This window comes from Pseudomonas mendocina (genome assembly GCF_900636545.1).
GTDB lineage: Bacteria > Pseudomonadota > Gammaproteobacteria > Pseudomonadales > Pseudomonadaceae > Aquipseudomonas > Aquipseudomonas mendocina.
The window spans coordinates 3,905,846-3,923,246 of sequence record NZ_LR134290.1 but is presented as its reverse complement, the minus strand read 5'-3'; the positions used below and the strand labels follow the sequence as shown (position 1 = coordinate 3,923,246).

Below are 17,401 nucleotides of genomic sequence, written 5' to 3'. Positions count from 1 at the left end.
ACCATGCACGAGCTGATCCTGCACCATTATCCGACCTCGCCGTTCGCCGAGAAGGCCCGCCTGATGCTGGGCTTCAAGCAACTGTACTGGCGTTCGGTGATGATCCCTCCCCTGATGCCCAAGCCCGACCTCACCGCGTTGACCGGCGGCTACCGCAAGACGCCGGTGCTGCAGGTCGGTGCTGACATCTATTGCGATACGGCGCTGATCGCTCGCCGCCTGGAGGCCGAAAAGGCCACACCGGCGTTGTTCCCTGAAGGCCAGGAGTTCAATGTCAGCCTCCTCTCGCAATGGGCTGACTCGGTACTGTTCCAGCATGTCGTGGCGCTGGTTTTCCAGCCTGAGTCGATGGCGCTGCGCTTCGCCAAGGTGCCGCCCGAGTTCGCCAAGGCTTTTGCCGCCGACCGCAGTGCGCTGTTTTCCGGTGGCAGCGCCAGCCGCTTGCCGCTGGAACAGGCCAAGCACCAGTGGCCGGCGCTGATGGGCGCATTGCAGCGCCAGTTGCAGCGCGAGCAGGGTGACTTCCTTTTTGGTGAGCCATCGCACGCCGACTTCTCCGTAGCCCATTGCCTGTGGTTCCTGCGCGGTACGCCAGTCACCTCGCCACTGGTCGACGATTATCCCGAGGTCGCTGCCTGGCTCGCCCGCGTGCTGGGCTTCGGCCATGGCTCGTTGAGCGAGATGAGCAGTGAGCAGGCGATTGCCGTGGCGCGTGAGGCAACGCCGGCAGCGCTCCCGGACGAAACTTTTGTCGACCCCAACGGTTTCGAGCCCGGCCAGGTCGTGAGCATTGCGGCGGTGGACTATGGCGTCGACCCGGTGCAGGGCGAATTGCTGCATGCCGGGCGTGACGAACTGATTCTACGTCGCGAGGACGAGCGCGCCGGCATCGTGCATGTGCACTTCCCGCGGCTGGGCTTTCGTATCGAGGCGCGCTGAAACCACCTTTCAGTAGGCGGCGCGGATGGCGCGCACGTCGTAGCCGTGGATGACCTGCCCGCGCAGGTCGATCACCGGCACTCCGCGGCCGCCGAGCGCCTGGTATTGGGCGCGGCCGGCGGCATCGGTCTCGATATTCACTTCGCGATAGGCGATGCCGTCTTCGGCGAACAGCTCGCGCGTCTTGGCGCAATAGCCACACCACTGCGTGGCGTAGAGCACCACTTCGCCACTGGCGTTGCCGGCCTGGGGCGGGTCGATCCAGCGTTCGACCTTGTCCCAGTGTTGCCACAGGGCCAGGGCGGCGAGCAGCAGCACAATCGTCTTCATCGTGCCGCGTCCTTGTGTGTTGGCACGGTCATGTCAGGGTAAACCGCGCCGGGCCATCCAGCCACTCGTTAAATCTCAGTCCTGACGGCGCTTGAGCTGGTCCTTGAGCTGAGTCGGAAGCTGGCGAATGATCAGCATGTCACGGCCCTCGTCGTACTCGACCTTCGAGCCCAGCAGGTGCGCCTCGAAGCTGATCGAAAGGCCCTCGGCGCGGCCGGTGAAACGCTGGAACTGGTTGATGGTGCGCTTGTCCGCCGGAAATTCCGGCGCCATGCCGTAGTCCTTGTTGCGGATATGCTCGTAGAAGGCCCGCGGACGGTCCTCGTCGATCAGCCCCGAGAGTTCGTCGAGGGTGATCGGCTCGCCCAGCTTGGCCTGGCTGGTGGCGTAGCCGACCAGGGTCTTGGTTTTCTCGCGGGCCTGTTCTTCGGGCAGATCCTCGCTTTCGACGAAATCGCTGAAGGCCTTGAGCAGGGTGCGCGTCTCGCCCGGGCCGTCGACGCCTTCCTGGCAGCCGATGAAGTCGCGGAAGTAGTCGGAGACCTTCTTGCCGTTCTTGCCCTTGATGAACGAGATGTACTGCTTGGACTGCTTGTTGTTCTGCCACTCGCTGATGTTGATACGCGCAGCCAGGTGCAGTTGGCCGAGGTCGAGGTGCTTGGCCGGGGTCACGTCCAGCGCGTCGGTCACCGCCACGCCTTCGCTGTGGTGCAGCAGGGCGATGGCTAGGTAGTCGGTCATGCCCTGCTGGTAGTGGGCGAACAGGACGTGACCGCCGGTGGACAGGTTGGATTCTTCCATCAGCTTCTGCAGCTGCTCCACGGCCTGGCGGCTGAAGGCGGTGAAATCCTGCTCGCCATCGAGATAGGCCTTGAGCCAGCCGCTGAACGGGTAGGCACCGGACTCCTCGTGGAACAGGCCCCAGGCCTTGCCCTGCTTGGCGTTGTAGCTCTCGTTGAGGTCGGCCAGCAGGTTCTCCATGGCTTGCGACGTGGCCAGCTCGCTGTCGCGGGCATGCAGCACGGCAGGGCTGCCGTCGGGCTTCTTGTCGATCAGGTGGACGATGCAGTGACGGATCGGCATGGCGGTCTCGTGGGCAAATGAAACAAGAGGCGAAGTTTACCCGAAGCGGCCGTCGGATTCCGGTCTGGATCGATCCATGACGCGTCTTGTAGCCATGCAGCAAACCGTGGCTAAAGCCCCTCGCACGTAGGGCCTTAGCTGCGGCGTTCTGGTGGGGCCGCGCTACTGTCGTCGCTGCTGCAACACGCGCAACCGCTCGATTACGTAGCGCACGTGCAGGTGCAGCTCATACAGCTGGTTGGAATAGGACAGCGGTACGTCCACGGATGCCAGCTCATCCTCCAGGTGCTCCAGCCGGGCGATCTCGTTATCGAGTTCGTCGGGCAGCGAGCCGGCATGCAGCTTGCGGTCGATCTCGCGCAGGTACTTGTACCAGCGATAGATGCGCGCGCGGATGCGCCACTGGTAGATCGGCCCAACGGCCTTGAGCAACGGGATCATCACCACGATCAGTGGGATCAGCAGGATGATGTAGCGGTCGGCCAGCGAGGCGATGCGAAACGGCAGGTAGCGCTGCAGGATCGGCAGGCCCTTGTCGTAGTAGTGCACCGCGTCCTTGTGCAGGTCGAAGGTGCGCGGCTCGGCGCTGGGGAATGTGCCGGCGGCGTCGAGCAGTGTGCCGTCTCGCATCACTTCGCGGCTGGCTTCGAGAAACAGCGGTACCAGGCCGGGGTTGAAGTCGTCGTTGACCACCAGTGTAGCGACCGGGGCCAGGGTGATGATGTCGCGATCCGGCGCGTTGCTGGCCAGGTCGAGCAGACCTTCGCCGACCTTCACCTGGTTGAAGAACGGTAGGCGTGCCTCGTAGGCGGCGGCGCGTCGAAAATGCGCCAGGGCGATATCCGGGCTGGCTGCCAGTTGCTGCACCAGCGTGTTCTCCGCCGGGCCTACGAAGAACGCAGCGTCCAGCTCACCGGCTATCAGCGCACGGGCAGCCTTGCCACCGCCGATGCTCTGCCAGGTCTCGGGATACTGCTCGGGTGCTATGGCATTGGCGCCGAGGATGGCATCGCTGGCAGCGCGAGTGCCGCTGCCGTCGCCACCCAGGCCGAGGCGCAGCGGCAACAGGTCGGCAATGCGGTCCAGCTCCACATCACGTCGGTAGAACAGCCACAGCGGTTCCTGATAGATCGCGCCCAGGCTTTTCAGCTCGTGTTGCTGATCAGTCGTCAGCTGGCGCTCCAGGCCGCTCTGCACCAGGGCGATCTCCACTTGCGGGTCATCGGCGAGCAGGCGCTGGAGGTTGTCGCGTGAGCCGGAGGTCGGCACCAGATTCAGTTCGAAGCCTTCCTTGGCCAGCTCTTGCTTCAAACGCTCGGCGAATTGCTGGTAGGCGCCACCCTGGGTGCCGGTGGCCATGCTGGCGCTCATTGGCGGAGGTGGGGCGACGAACTGGAACAGGGCCCAGATCAGGCCGGCCACCACCGGAACTATCCACAGATTGGCCAGGATCATGATTTTCAGGTCGTTCAGTACGCGGTGCATTGGGCATCCTTGGCGAGGTCTCTACCCAAGGGTAGAACCTCATGCTCGCTTCGGTCACGCCAGGGCACGTATCCGTTACGACAAGGCCTTGTGCCGCACGCGCAGACTGTCGAGCAACAGAACCGCACCGAGTAGCGCCAAGGCATATAGCGCATCGCCGCCAAGCATCAGCAGCACGCCGGTGCAGAGCACTGCGCTGAGGCCGGCGAGCAGGCGCCAGATACCTCGCAGCAGCACCCAGCCGGCAGCCATGCTTAGCAGATAGATCAGCACGAAGTTGCCGTTGGCGTAGCGAATCAGATCGTCCACCGACAGGTTCAACGCGGCTGAAAGCATCGTGCACAGTGCACAGCTGATCACCACCAGCAGCAACGCTCTGCCGGGAACGCCATGGCGATTTCGCACTGCCATTCTGGCCGGCAGGCGACCCTCATCGGCCAGGCTCCAGATCAGTCGGGCAAAACCCTGGATATACACGTTCATCGAGGCGAAGCAGGCCAGATAGCCGAGCACCGCCACCAACACGCGTGCCTGCTCGCCGAGCAACAGGGAGAACAGGCGGGGCAGGGCGGTGGTGTCGCTGTGCACGTCGCCATAGGTGGCGAAGCTCAGTACCGCCACCGAACAGGCCCAGTACACCAGGCCGGCCAGCAGCACGCCGAGCAGCAGCGCCAGGGGAAGTCGCGCTCGGGGCGTTTGAACTCTTCGCCCAGATGAGTGAATGCCTCGATCCCGACGAAGCACCAGAACATCACTGCCAGCGCCGTTGGCAGCAGGTGCCACTGCCCGTCCATTGGTGGCAGCAGCGGTTGGCTGGCGCGTGGCAGGTCGCCGACCCACCAGATCAGCACCACGCTGGCGACGATGGCTATGGCGATCAGCCCCTGAAGCATGCCCGATGCTTTCGGCGGGCGCTGGCCAAGTAGGAGAATGGCGCCCAGCGTTGCCAGTTCGATGAGCAGCAGGCCGCTGCGATCAAGGTCGAACAGGGCCAACCAGAAACCACTGGCGATGTGCAGGGCAGCCGGCAGACCGACCGGCAGCACGGCGAGAAACAGCAGGGCGCTGACGCCCTCCATGCGCAGGCCAAAGGCGCGGCCGATCAGATGCGGCGCGCCGCCGGCATGGGGGAAGCGCTTGCCCAACTGGGCGAAGGTGAAGGCCACCGGCAGGACCAGGGCGATGAGGATCATCCATGCCCACAGCGATGCTGCGCCAGCTGCGGTGGCCGCCAGTGCCGGCACGACGAAGATGCCGGTGCCGAGCAGCGAGGTGCTGAGCAGGGCGATGCCCTGCAGCAGGCCCAATTCCTTGTTCAAGCGACTCATGAGGTATGCTCATCATCTTTCCGATACCGCCATGGTAGAGCGCCGGCCGCTTGCAGGCTGTCGCCTTTTGCCGACGAAATGGCGGTTCTCCCCGTCAAACTGATTGCCGCCCGAGAAGCCCCGTGGACAAGTTCGATCGCCAGATCCTCGCACTGCTGCGCAGCGATGCGCGCACTTCCATCAGCCACATCGCTCGTGAGGTCAACCTGTCACGTTCGGCGGTCAGCGAGCGGATTCGCTATCTGGAGAGCAGCGGGGTGATTCGTGGCTATCATGCGCAAGTCGCAGTACCCGGCGAAGGTGGGGTCAGGGCTTACCTGGAGCTTTTCTACCAGAACGCTCGTTGCCAGGATTACGTCGAGCGTATGCGCGAATATCCGGAAATCCGCCATTGCAGCGGCATCAGTGGCGAGACCGACATGCTGGTGCTGGTCGAGGCACCGAGCATGGCGCGCCTGAGCGAAGTGCGTGCGGCCATCGAAGCCTTCCCGCAGATGCAGCGGGTCAAGACCCATATCGTCGTGCAGGACTGGCCGCTATGAGCCTGCGCATCCTGCACACCTCCGACTGGCACCTGGGCCAGCATTTCATGGGCAAGACCCGTCAGGCCGAGCACCAGGCCTTCTGCGCCTGGTTGCTGGAGCAGGTGCGCACGCATGAAGTGGACGTGCTGCTGATCGCCGGCGACGTGTTCGATACCGGGTCACCGCCCAGCTATGCCCGTGAACAGTACTACCGCCTGGTCGTCGACCTGCGCGATGCCGGCTGCGCCCTGGTGGTACTCGGTGGCAACCACGACTCACCCGCCATGCTCGGCGAAAGCCGCAGCCTGCTGGCACAACTGGGGACCCAGGTGGTGCCGGGTGTGGGGCTCGATCCGGCCGAACAGGTGCTGGTGCTGCGTGATCGCACTGGTCAGCCGGGTGCAATTCTTTGCGCCATTCCCTTTGTTCGCCCGCGCGAGGTCATGGCCAGCCAGGCCGGTCAGAGTGCGCAGGACAAGCAGCTCTCGCTGCAGCAGGCCATCGCCGAGCATTACCGGACGCTCTATGAGCTGGCGCTGGGCCGGCGCGAGGCACTGGGTTCGGCGCTGCCGATCATCGCCACTGGCCACCTCACCACCGTGGGGGCCAGCGCCAGCGAATCGGTGCGCGAAATATACGTCGGCAGCCTGGAGGCCTTTCCCACCAGCGCTTTCCCTCCGGCCGACTACATCGCCCTTGGCCATATTCACCGCCCGCAGAAGGTCGGTGGCCTGGAGCACATCCGCTATAGCGGTTCACCGATTGCCCTGTCCTTCGACGAGGCGCGCCAGCAGAAGGAAGTCCTGCTGCTGGACTTCGGTGCTGCCGCGCTGCAATCGATCACGCCATTGCCGGTACCGGTGTTCCAGCCCATGGCCAGCCTGCGCGGTTCACTCAAGGAGCTCGCCGATGCCATCGCCGATGTGGCCAAGCAGGGTACGCCCGAACGGCCCGTCTGGCTGGAGGTGCAAGTCAGCACCGACGACTACCTGAGCGATCTGCAAAGTCGCATCAACGCCCTCTGTGAGGGGCTGCCAGTGGAGGTGCTGCGCATCCGCCGTGAGCGTGGCAATGCGGCAGCCAGCCTGGCCAGTGAAGCGCGGGAGACGCTGGACGAACTGTCGGTCGAGGACGTCTTTGCTCGCCGCCTGCAGCAGGAAACGCTGGATCAAGGCGATACCCAGCGCTTGCAGGCGCTTTATCGCCAGGTGCTGGAAGCCTTGCCGCAGGGCTAGCTGCTCTTACGAATCGCCGTGGTCAGGTTTCACGTTATCTGGCCATGCGCGGAACAGGTGTCCGCGATGCTAGCGGATCGGCAACCCGCTCAATCACTGTCCAGGGAGACCAATGAACATCGTTCGCGCCACGCTTGCCGACGTGCGTGCAATAGCCGAGATACAGGTCGATGCTTGGCGCGCGGCCTACGCGCGAATTCTTCCAGCGGGTTATCTGTCGTCTCTGTCTGTCGAGCAACGAGAGGCCATGTGGCGGGCTGCTGTCGAGTCCGGTCAGCCGGAGTTGCTTGTCGGCAAGGATGGTTGCGATGTTCTCGGCTGGGTGGCCTTCGGCGCTTGCAGAGACCAGGATGCAAGGCCCTTCCAGGCAGAGATCTGGGCTATATACATCGCCCCGACCGACTGGTTTTCAGGGATTGGCCGCCAACTCTGGCAGCAGGCTCGAGACATGCTCTCTCAGCAGGGCTACAGCACCTGCAGCCTGTGGGTACTGGCAGAGAACGAGCGGGCCATTCGCTTCTACCGCTCGATCGGTTTTGTCGCCGATGACATAGCTGCGCGCCAGATCGAGCTGGGCGGGCGGCTGCTTCAGCAAGGTCGCTATGTTTGCCGCATCGATGTATAGCGCTTTTGCTGGAGGCGCTGCATCGCCAAGACACAAGCATGAGGCCTTCACCTATCCGGTCAGTGCTGTTGCTTGAAGATCTGGCGCTCATTGAGCGCAGGCCTTCTATGCTTTACGGGGTGGCCATTTGGCAGAGGTGCGGAAGTGCTGTTGTTCAACTCGCTGGTACGAGCGCTGAACCCGCTGCATGGCATGCCGGAGACAACGCGGCAGGCGTTTGTTTGCTGGTATTTGCAGGCCAAGATTCCGCAGATTCGCTACGTCGCTTTCCTGACCATGGCGCTGTACCTGATCTACGCCGCCATCGAGCAGAACGTCGAGAGCGATCAGCCGGTGGTGCGGCTGATCATCCATGCACTGCTGGTGCCTGGGATTCTGCTGGCCATCGCAGTGCTGAGCTTTCAGCCGAGCAGGCAGCCGCTGATGCTGGGCCTGCTGTCACTCGCGCCGATCCTTTCGGTGCTGTCCAATCTCTACTTCAATTTCGGTTCGCCGCGTTTTGTCCTCTACGCGCCGGAAATCTATCTGAACCTGATGTGGACGTTCGCCATCTCGGGCCTGACATTGAAGCGCGCCATGGCCACGGCGCTGGTGTCGCTTCTGGCGATTCTGTTCGTCACCCTCGAACATTCGCTCACGCCCGGGCCGCAGCGCCTGCACCTGATCTGGATTCTCGCCTCGTTCTCCTTCGGACTACTCAGTGCCTTTTTGCTTGAGAAGGCACACAAGCGCATGTTCCTGCACCAGGACAGCCTGGCTCTGAGCGCGAGCATCGACAGCCTGACCGGCTTGTGGAACCGTGCGCGTACTTTGCACTTTCTCGTCGAAGAAGCCGCACGGGCCAACCGCTATGGCACGCCGTTCTCGGTGGTGCTGATCGATATCGATCACTTCAAGAGCGTCAACGACACACACGGCCATGCGATTGGGGATAGTGTCTTGCGTCAGTTCGCCGGGTTGCTGCGTGACGGTGTGCGGGTTGTGGACAAGGTCGGCCGACTCGGTGGTGAGGAGTTTCTCATCGTCCTTCCAGAGACCGATGTGGAGCACGCGGAGCGGGCCGTGCAGGCGTTACAGAAGCGTATAAACGGCTTTTCGTTCGACCGCGTGGAGCGCAAGAGCGCTAGTTTCGGTATCGCCGAGTACCGTCCCGGTGAAAGCCTCGACAGCCTGATGGAACGTGCGGATCAGGCCATGTACCAGGCCAAGGCCAATGGCCGCGACCGCATCGAGATACTTTAAAAACAGGCCTGAACCGGCCATGAGCCGCGCGGGTCGAAATCGCTGCCCCCAATGTCGTGGAGATTCTCATGCAACGAACTGCACATTTTCTGCTCGCGGCTGCGGCCATTTCCCTGCTGTTCACTGGCTGCGCCAGAACCTCCAGCGAGCAGGACGCCAAGCTGACCGAGCAATGGCTGGGCCGCTGGAACGGGCCAGAGGGGACTTATCTGGATATCAGCGGCACGCCTGCCGATTACCGTCTGACCATCGCCAACCTCGATGGCCCGCGGCGCTTTGTCGGACGCGCGCAGGGGGCGAAGATCGTCTTCGTTCGCGATGGTGTAGTTGAAACCATCACTGCCACCGACGGTGAGGCCACCGGTATGAAGTGGCTGCTGGATAAACAGAACTGCCTGACCGTGCGCAGCGGTGAGGGCTACTGCCGCGATTGAGCCGTTACCTGGTGTGGTTATGCCAAAATGAAGGCCTTCAACGGCTTACGACCTGTGCATGAAAATCCTCAGCCTGCGCCTCAAGAACCTCAATTCGCTCAAGGGCGAATGGAAGATCGACTTCGCTACCGAACCCTTCGCCGGCAGTGGCCTGTTCGCTATCACCGGGCCCACGGGCGCGGGCAAGACCACGCTGCTCGATGCCATCTGCCTGGCCCTGTACCACCGCACGCCGCGCATGAGCACGCTGTCGGCCAGTGGCAACGAGCTGATGACCCGGCACACGGCGGACTGCCTGGCCGAGGTCGAGTTCGAGGTGAAGGGGCAGGGCTACCGCGCCTTCTGGAGTCAGCGCCGCGCGCGGGACAAGGTCGAGGGTGCGCTGCAGGCGCCCAAGGTCGAACTGGCGCGCATCGCCGATGGCGAGATACTCACCGACAAGATTCGTGAAAAGGAACAGCTCACCGCCGAGCTGACCGGCCTGGACTTCGAGCGTTTCACCAAATCCATGCTGCTGGCTCAGGGCGGCTTTGCGGCATTTCTTGAAGCCAACGCCAACCAGCGCGCCGAACTGCTGGAGGAGCTCACCGGCACCGAGGTGTACGGGCAGATTTCTCAGCAGGTCTATGAGCGCACTAAGACGGCCGAGCAGGCGTTGGGTCTGCTGAAAAGCCGCGCCCAGGGCATGGAGTTGCTGGACGAGACGCAGCGCGCCGAACTGCAAGCCGAGCATCAGCGCCTGAGCCAGGAAGAGACGCCGTTGCTGACACGGCAGCAGGCTCTGCAAGGCCAGCGCCGCTGGCGTGAAGCGTTGCAACAGGCCGAACAGCAACGCGAGCAGGCACAGCAGGCGCTGGGGCAGGCACAGCAGGCGCGGAACCAAGCAGCCGATGATTTGCAACGCCTGGCCGCCAGTGAGCCGGCCGCCCGCTTGCAGCCGCTGTACCAGAGCTGGCAGCAGCTGCGGGAGGATCGGCAACAGGCGCAGCAGGCGCTGGACGACCTGCAGGCGCAGCAAGGCCAAAGCGGTGAGCGCGAACGCCTGCAACTCTGGCTGGCCAGCCGCTATGCCTATCAATGCCTCAGTCAGCGACAACGTGAACAGCAGCAGTTGGCCGAGCAGCGTGAAGCGTTGCAAGCGCTCCTGAGCGCTGCTCCGCAACGCGCTCGACTGGGCGAGCTGCTGGGTGGCTGGCGCGTGCAGTTCGAGCAGCGTGGGCAACTACGCGACGAACAGCAGGCGCTCCAGGCGCGCATGGCACAGGAGTGTGGGCAGCTCGCTGCTCTGCGACATGAGCGAGATCAGCTCGGTGCACAACTGACTGACGCCACGGAGCGTTTGCAGCAGGCACAAGCCGTTGAAGCCAGGCAGCAGAGCGAGCTGCAGGCTTTGCTCGGAGAGGGCGATGAGGCCGGGCTGCGTCAACGCTGGCAGCAGCTGCAAATGCAGGGAAGGGCGCTGGACCGTCTGGAACAGCTAGCCCAGAGTCGTGAGCAGACGGCCGAACAGATCGCCGAGCTAACCCCGCACCTGGCGCAGCTGCAAACGCAGCACGCCGCCAAGAACGATGAAATCACCGGCCTGCGCGAGCGTTACAAGGTGCTCAAGCAGCAGGTTGCCGACAAGCAAAAGCTGCTGGAGCAGGAGCAGCGTATCCAGGACCTGGAGGCCTACCGCGCCCAGCTGCAGCCGGGGGAAGCCTGCCCGCTGTGCGGCTCGCACGAGCATCCGGCGGTCAGCCAGTACCAGGCCCTCAACGTCTCCGCCACGCGCCAGGCGCTGGAGGAGTGTCGCGGCGAGCTGGCGCAGCTGGAAAGCCAGGGCGCCGCCCTGCGCGACGAACTGACCCGCCTGGCCACGCAGATTGTCCAGCTGCAGCAGCAATTGGAACAGGCGCAGTTGCAGTCTACCCAGCAGAGCGCACAGTGGCAGCAGCACCTGGCCGAGCAGGCCTTGCAGATCGCCGATGGCAACGCGTTGCGTCAGCTGCAGCGGGAACACGAACAGAGCCTGGCGCAGTTGCAGGATCGGCTCGCGGCTGTCGAGACCCGGCAGACGCAGCTGGCGCAGGCGCGCAACGTGCGTGAAGTAGCCGAGCGAGCCCAGGCCGATATGCAGCAGCGCCAGGCGCTGCTGGCACGCGATGAGGACAATTTGCTGGCGCGCCAGCGCGAACAGCGCGAGCACCTGCAGCGCCTGGAGCACGAGCTGCAGCGCCACGAGCAGGCCTTGCTGGCCAGCCTCGATGGCTTCGCTGCAGAGTTGCCGCAGGACGCCGGCACTTGGCTGGCCGAGCAGGAAGACGCCTGGCATGCCTGGCAGCAGGCTCAGACACGGGATCAGCAGCTGCAGGAGCAGCAGCGCGAGGTGCGGCGGCTACTTGCACAAGCCGAAGCACAGGCCGAACACTGGCAGCAGCGCTGGCAAGGCGAACAGGCGCAGGCTCTGATCGAGCCCGAGCCAGTGGCGCAACCCGAGCAGGCCCTGCAAGGTGCCATCGACAGCCTGGCCAGCGCGCAGCGTGAAAGCGATGCCTTGCGTGGTCGGCAGCACAGCCAGCAGAGCCTGCTCCAGCAGCTGCAACAGCGCCTGAGCGAAACCGAACAGCGCTGGCAGCAGGCGCTGGCGTCCAGCCCCTTCAGCGATCAGCCGGCGTTTCTAGCCGCGCTACTGGATGAGGATGAGCGCGAGCGTTTGACGAATATGCAGGCCCGTCTGCAGCAGGCTCTCACCGAGGCCACGACGCTGCTGGCCGCCGCCGACGCGCAACTGCAGCGATTGAATACGGCTGTGCAGACCGAGCTGACCCTGGCTCAGTTGGACGAGCAGCTGCAGGCGCTGCAACTGGAACTGCGCGAGCTGAGTCAGCGTCAGGGCGAGCTGCGCGCGCAATTGCAGGCCGACGAGGCGCGGCGCAGCAGCCAGCAGGCGCTGTTCGCCGAGATCGCCGCGCAAGAGGGTGAGCATCGTCTGTGGCAGCAACTCAATGGCCTGATCGGTTCGGCCGATGGCGCCAAGTTCCGCAAGTTCGCCCAGGGCCTGACCCTCGATCACCTGATTCACCTGGCTAATCGTCAACTGACGCGCCTGCACGGGCGCTATCAGTTGGCGCGCAAGAGCAGCGGCGAGCTGGAGCTGGAGGTTTGTGATACCTGGCAGGCCGACGTGGCGCGCGACTGCCGCACGCTGTCTGGGGGCGAGAGCTTCCTGGTTAGCCTGGCACTGGCCCTGGCGCTGTCCGACCTGGTCAGCCACAAGACCAGCATCGACTCGCTGTTTCTCGACGAAGGTTTCGGCACGCTCGATGGCGAAACCCTGGAAGTGGCGCTCGATGCCCTCGACAACCTCAACGCCAGCGGCAAGACCATTGGTGTGATCAGCCACGTCGAGGCGATGAAGGAGCGCATTCCCGTGCAGTTGCGGGTACACAAGGGCGTCGGCCTCGGCTACAGCCGTCTCGACGCGCGTTTTGCAGTGAAGGAAGGAGCGTAGCGATGCTGATGCGAGCGAAGGATTCCACCCTGCTGGTGATCGACCTGCAGGAGCGGTTGCTGCCGGCCATTGACGGCGGTGCGGCGGTGGTCGAGCAGGCCGCCTGGCTGGTACAGGTGGCGCAGAGCCTGCAGGTGCCGGTGATCACCACCGAGCAGTATCCCAAGGGGCTGGGGATGACCGAGGCGGGCCTGCGTGCGTTGCTACCGAGCGAAGGTCTGCGCGAGAAGATTCATTTCTCGGCCACCGCTGGCGCGGGTCTGTTCGATCTGCCGGGTGGCGAGCGCCAGCAGTTCATCGTGTGCGGTACGGAAACTCACGTCTGCGTGCTGCAGACGGTACTCGGCCTGCTGGCGGCCGGACGTGAGGTGTTCGTGGTGGATGAGGCGGTGGGGTCGCGCCGGCCACGCGACAAGGCCCTGGGCCTGACGCGGATGGAACGTGCGGGCGCGGTGATCGTCTCGCGCGAGATGGTCGCGTTCGAATGGCTGGAGCAGGCGGGGACGGAGGTGTTTCGCGAGGTCAGCAAAGGCTTTATTCGCTGAGCCCAATTGACGCTCGTCATGGCGCTGGCGGCCCACGACTGCAATGATTCGAGCCCTGAATCTGGCGCCGCGGCGCACCGAGGTCGGCGTACACGTCGAGTCTGCAGCCAATTGCAGCAGACGGCTGTGGACGAATGTGCCTATGCTTGAAACAGGACAAGAAGTCGGTGGCAAGCCGCGAATCGAATGCTGCTAGTCGGGCATTCCGGTGATGGAGTCTCGTTTTGCACAAAGCGCTGCATTACTGCCTGCTCTGGCTATTGGCCGGCGCCTGTTACGGCGCTCAGCCGACGCTGACCCTCTGCCACGAAGACCAGAACTCCTTCCCCTGGGTGATGACGGATGGCACGGGCTTGAACCTGGAGCTGCTCGGCCTGGTTCAGCAGGCCCTTGAACTGCAGGTGAGCTACGTTGCAGTGCCCTGGAAGCGCTGCCTGTCAGGGCTAGAACAGGGGCTCTACGACGGGGCCTTCGCTGCCAGCTTCAAGCCCGAACGGCTGCAGATGGGCCATTACCCCATCGATGCCGAGGGCCGCCCGGATGCGCTCAGACGTTTGCACACCTCGCGTTACACCCTGTACCGCCGCGCCGGCAGCATGGTGTCCTGGGATGGCCAGCGCTTCAGCCAACTGAGTGGTCGGGTCGGCTCGCTCAGTGGCTTTTCCATCCGTGATCTGTTGCTGGCTCACGGGCTGGAAGTGGACGAGTCCAGCCGCGATCCGCTGGCGCTGTTGCAGATGCTGGTGCACGGCCGAGTCGAGGCGATCGCCTTGCAGACCATGCGTGGTGATTTTCTCCTGCAGGCCAACCCGAAGCTGGCGGCGCAGGTTGAGAAACTGCCGCAGTTGCTCGAAGAAAAACCTTACTACCTGATGCTGTCCAAGGCGTTGCTGGTGCGCGACCCCGAGTTGGCCGAGCGGATCTGGAGCGAGGTACAGCGTCAGCGCGAGTCAGCGACCTATCAGGCTCGCGTAAAGGCCTACCTGACACAGCCCGGCCTTTGAGGAAAATTTGCCCAGGCTATTCCCGCGCCGCTTCGGCATCGCTAGAGTCCGCTCCTTCTCACATGCTTCCGCTTGGGTGAATCGCGCATGACCTTCGCTGCCTGGCTGACCATTGGCCTGTTCGTTCTTACTTACCTGGGCATGGCTGCCGGCGGAATTCGCGGTTTGCGCATCGACCGTAGCTGGATCGCCTGTTGCGCTGCCGTGTTGCTGCTGGTCAGCGGTGCGCTGAGCATGGCCGATGCGGCGCATCATCTCGACCCCGGAGCGCTGTTGCTGCTGCTGGCACTGATGCTGATCTCCGCGCAATTCGATTTTTCCGGGGTATACGCCTGGCTCAACCGTTACCTGACAGAACATGCCGAGCGTCCGGCGGTGCTGCTGTTGGGTGTGGTAATGCTCGGCGGTTTGCTCTCGGCAGTGCTGGTCAACGATATCGTCGCCTTCGCCCTGACCCCGCTGCTGTGTCGCAGCCTGCACCTGCGTGGGCTGGAGCCACGGCCATTTCTCCTGGCGCTGGCGTTGTCGTGCAATGCCGGCTCGGCAGCAAGCCTGATCGGCAATCCGCAGAACATCCTCATCGGCCAGGCCGGCGGTCTGGATTTCTGGGGTTATGTCGCCGTGGCCGGGCCGCCCGCACTGGCGGCGATGGGCATCGTCTATGCGGTGATCTGGCTGCAGTGGCGACATCGCTGGGGCGAGGCCAGGCCCTTGGTTGCCGACGAGACGGCGGTGGAGCTTATTCATGGTGCGCGCAGCTACATCAAACCGCTGCTGGCCAGCCTGGCATTGCTGGCCTTGTTCGCCACGGCGTTGCCGCGTGAACTGTCGGCGTTATTGGTGGCGGTGCTGGTGATGGTGTCGCGACGGGTGGACAGCCGCGACTACGTGAGCAAGGTGGACTGGAACCTGTTGTTGCTCTTCGTCGGCCTGTTCCTGGTCAGTGGTGCCGCGTTGCAGTTGCCGCAACTGGCGCAGGGCGCTGCCTGGCTGGCCGAGCACGGCTTGTTGCCGCAGGGCGTGATATCGCTTGCGACCGCTTCGCTGGTGGCGGGCAACCTGATCGGCAATGTGCCGTTCGTGGTGTTGCTGCTGGGGTTGATGCCGGAACTGTCGCACTCGGTGCTGATCGGCCTGGCGGTAATGTCGACTCTGGCCGGCAACCTGCTGCTGATTGGCAGCGTGGTCAATCTGATCGTCGCCGAAGGGGCGAAACGCCAGGGCGTGCGCATTGGTTTCGTCGACTACGCGCGCAGCGGCGTACCGGTGACGTTACTGAGCATGACCGTGGCCGGGCTCTGGCTGGCGTTGGGCGGCTGGTTGCCCTGGTAAGGCGGGCGCGCTGGCGTAGGGCAGACTCAGGAGCCTAAGCGAACAGCCCGCCATCGGTGGTGGTTAGCGAATTGTGATGGCGTACTGTTGCGCGAGTACGCCCTACCGGGCGCGTGTATTGGCTCAGCGCCAGCGGCTCTGGCGCCAGGTGACGCGCGCCTGCGCGTCCTTGAAGGTCCAGGCCACCAGGCGACTCTGCTTTTGCCCCTGGGACATGCCAAGAATGCGCACCTCCGCCGCGCCAGCCCTGGCCAGCCAGTCTTGCAGCAGCTCGACGTTACTGCCCTTGGACACCAGGCTGCTGAACCACAGCACCTGCCCGGCGACTTGTGCGCTTTCGCTGGCCATGCGCTTGAGAAACGCTGCCTCGCCACCTGGGCACCAAAGTTCGGCCGCCTGCCCACCGAAGTTGAGCACCGGCAGCTTGCGCTTCGGGTCGAGCTTGCCAAGGTTGCGCCACTTGCGCGTACTGCCGCGAGTGGCCTCGTCGGCACTGGCATGGAAGGGCGGGTTGCACAGGGTCAGGTCGATGCAGTCATCCGGCTGTAGCAGGCCGAGGAAGATATGCTCGGCATTGGCCTGCTGGCGCAGTTCGATGCCGCCGGCCAGCTGCGCATTGGCCGTGATGATGACGCGCGCCGAGGCCAGCGCCGCCGCAGCGATATCGGCGCCGATGAAGCGCCAGCCATATTCGCAATGACCGATCAGCGGGTAGATACAGTTGGCGCCAACGCCGATATCCAGCGCACGGATGCCGGCGTCACGGGGTATCTGCCCGTCGTTGTCGGTCGCCAGCAGATCGGCGAGGTTGTGCAGGTAGTCGGCGCGGCCGGGAATCGGTGGGCACAGGTAGCCATCGGGGATATCCCAGTGGCGGATACCGTAGTACTGCGCCAGCAACGCGCGATTGAACACCTTGACCGCTGAAGGATTGGCGAAATCGATGCTTGGCTTGCCATATGGGTTGGTGATGACGAATTGGCCCAGCTCGGGGCTTGCCTTGATCAACGCGGGAAAATCGTAGCGCCCCTGATGACGATTGCGCGGATGCAGCTCGCCCTTGCTCGGTGCGGTCTTCATGGCTGCGGGAGCGGGCTTGCGCGGGCGTTTCGGCGGCTGGGGCATGGTGGTCATCTGGTCGGGTGAGTATGAGATTTTCCCATGCTTTGTTCGCTGACCGTAACCCGGCCTTGAAGCGTTTGATCCGTGCTCTGGTTAACGGAATTCGGAAAGTGGCCATAAAGCAGCGGGGCATGTGTTGACTCAGATCAATTGGGTGCTCGCCAGCAGTCTTAGACTGCGGCCCCTTCGATCAGCAGCAAGGAGGCACCATGGCATACCTGGAATGGAGCGACGACCTCGACACAGGCATCAGGGTGATTGACGACCAGCACAGGCGCATCGTCGCGATGATCAATCAACTGGATGATGCTCAACGAACCGGCAGCAAGGCGAAGGTCGCTACGGTCATCGACGAGCTGATCGACTACACCGTCTCGCACTTCGCCTTCGAGGAGGCGATGCTCGAGGAGGCCGGCTATGTGTTCACCAAGGCGCACAAGCGCGTGCACGCACTCTTCATCAAGCGCGTGGAGGACTACCGCCAGCGCTTCACCAGCGGTGAGGATATCGCTGACGAGCTCAAGGGCCTGCTGGGACGCTGGCTGTTCAGCCATATTCGCAGTGACGACCGTAACTACGTTGAGGCCGTCAACGATAATCTGCGTCGGTTGAGTGCAGATGCCTCCGAAGGTGGATGGCTGCGCCGCGCCGGGCGGCGCTTCTTCCGTGGGGCGGCGTGA

Annotated in this window: 15 protein-coding genes and 1 pseudogene; 11 read left to right on the top strand and 5 right to left on the bottom strand. The window is 63.8% G+C overall.

From position 1 onward, the window contains the following. Positions 1-3: 3 nt before the first annotated feature. Positions 4-939 (top strand): glutathione S-transferase family protein, encoded by a 936-nt coding sequence (locus tag EL191_RS18245; RefSeq protein ID WP_041979611.1) that lies wholly within the window; start codon positions 4-6, stop codon positions 937-939. Positions 940-948: 9 nt separating this feature from the next. Here the strand turns inward: EL191_RS18245 and EL191_RS18240 are convergent, their stop codons facing one another. The 4 genes and pseudogenes from EL191_RS18240 to yjeH form a co-directional block, all read right to left on the bottom strand. Further along, positions 949-1,269 (bottom strand): glutaredoxin family protein, encoded by a 321-nt coding sequence (locus tag EL191_RS18240; RefSeq protein WP_013716900.1) that lies wholly within the window; start codon positions 1,267-1,269, stop codon positions 949-951. 75 nt (positions 1,270-1,344) lie between these two features. Continuing rightward, positions 1,345-2,352 (bottom strand): nucleoid-associated protein YejK, encoded by a 1,008-nt coding sequence (gene yejK / locus EL191_RS18235; protein ID WP_041979612.1) that lies wholly within the window; start codon positions 2,350-2,352, stop codon positions 1,345-1,347. 162 nt (positions 2,353-2,514) lie between these two features. After that, the gene (locus EL191_RS18230) at positions 2,515-3,837 is read right to left on the bottom strand and encodes a TAXI family TRAP transporter solute-binding subunit (RefSeq protein ID WP_017362553.1); all 1,323 of its coding nucleotides are present in this window, start codon (positions 3,835-3,837) and stop codon (positions 2,515-2,517) included. Between the two features lie 75 nt (positions 3,838-3,912). Continuing rightward, positions 3,913-5,105 (bottom strand): annotated as a pseudogene (gene yjeH, locus EL191_RS18225) (L-methionine/branched-chain amino acid transporter). Between the two features lie 182 nt (positions 5,106-5,287). Here yjeH and EL191_RS18220 point away from each other — a divergent pair. The 9 genes from EL191_RS18220 to EL191_RS18180 all read left to right on the top strand — a co-directional run bounded on the left by EL191_RS18220 (position 5,288) and on the right by EL191_RS18180 (position 15,599). Then, positions 5,288-5,707 (top strand): Lrp/AsnC family transcriptional regulator, encoded by a 420-nt coding sequence (locus EL191_RS18220; RefSeq protein WP_013716893.1) that lies wholly within the window; start codon positions 5,288-5,290, stop codon positions 5,705-5,707. Continuing rightward, positions 5,704-6,924 (top strand): exonuclease subunit SbcD, encoded by a 1,221-nt coding sequence (sbcD, locus tag EL191_RS18215; RefSeq protein ID WP_041979614.1) that lies wholly within the window; start codon positions 5,704-5,706, stop codon positions 6,922-6,924. Before EL191_RS18220 ends, sbcD begins: the two co-directional genes overlap by 4 nt. A gap of 112 nt (positions 6,925-7,036) precedes the next feature. Then, positions 7,037-7,549: a GNAT family N-acetyltransferase gene (locus EL191_RS18210; RefSeq protein ID WP_041979615.1), complete on the top strand. Its 513-nt coding sequence runs from the start codon at positions 7,037-7,039 to the stop codon at positions 7,547-7,549. Positions 7,550-7,693: 144 nt separating this feature from the next. Next, positions 7,694-8,791 carry a GGDEF domain-containing protein gene (locus EL191_RS18205; protein WP_232005489.1) on the top strand — a complete coding sequence of 366 codons (1,098 nt, stop codon included), beginning with the start codon at positions 7,694-7,696 and terminating at the stop codon, positions 8,789-8,791. Between the two features lie 68 nt (positions 8,792-8,859). Continuing rightward, a complete protein-coding gene (locus EL191_RS18200) occupies positions 8,860-9,225 on the top strand; it encodes a hypothetical protein (RefSeq protein WP_017362559.1) in 366 nt (121 codons plus the stop codon). 58 nt (positions 9,226-9,283) lie between these two features. Next, positions 9,284-12,718 (top strand): AAA family ATPase, encoded by a 3,435-nt coding sequence (locus tag EL191_RS18195; RefSeq protein WP_041979616.1) that lies wholly within the window; start codon positions 9,284-9,286, stop codon positions 12,716-12,718. A gap of 2 nt (positions 12,719-12,720) precedes the next feature. Then, positions 12,721-13,263, top strand: a complete 543-nt coding sequence (locus EL191_RS18190; protein WP_041979617.1) for an isochorismatase family protein — start codon at positions 12,721-12,723, stop codon at positions 13,261-13,263. A gap of 224 nt (positions 13,264-13,487) precedes the next feature. Further along, entirely contained in the window at positions 13,488-14,267 is a 780-nt protein-coding gene (locus EL191_RS18185) for a substrate-binding periplasmic protein (RefSeq protein WP_041979618.1), read from the top strand. An 87-nt stretch (positions 14,268-14,354) separates the two neighbouring features. Next, a complete protein-coding gene (locus EL191_RS18180; protein ID WP_041979619.1) occupies positions 14,355-15,599 on the top strand; it encodes an ArsB/NhaD family transporter in 1,245 nt (414 codons plus the stop codon). Positions 15,600-15,722: 123 nt separating this feature from the next. Here the strand turns inward: EL191_RS18180 and rlmF are convergent, their stop codons facing one another. Then, entirely contained in the window at positions 15,723-16,724 is a 1,002-nt protein-coding gene (gene rlmF, locus EL191_RS18175; protein ID WP_041979904.1) for a 23S rRNA (adenine(1618)-N(6))-methyltransferase RlmF, read from the bottom strand. Between the two features lie 206 nt (positions 16,725-16,930). Between rlmF and EL191_RS18170 the strand changes: the two genes are divergently transcribed. Next, positions 16,931-17,401, top strand: coding sequence for a bacteriohemerythrin (locus EL191_RS18170; protein ID WP_013716883.1), 471 nt, complete (start codon positions 16,931-16,933; stop codon positions 17,399-17,401).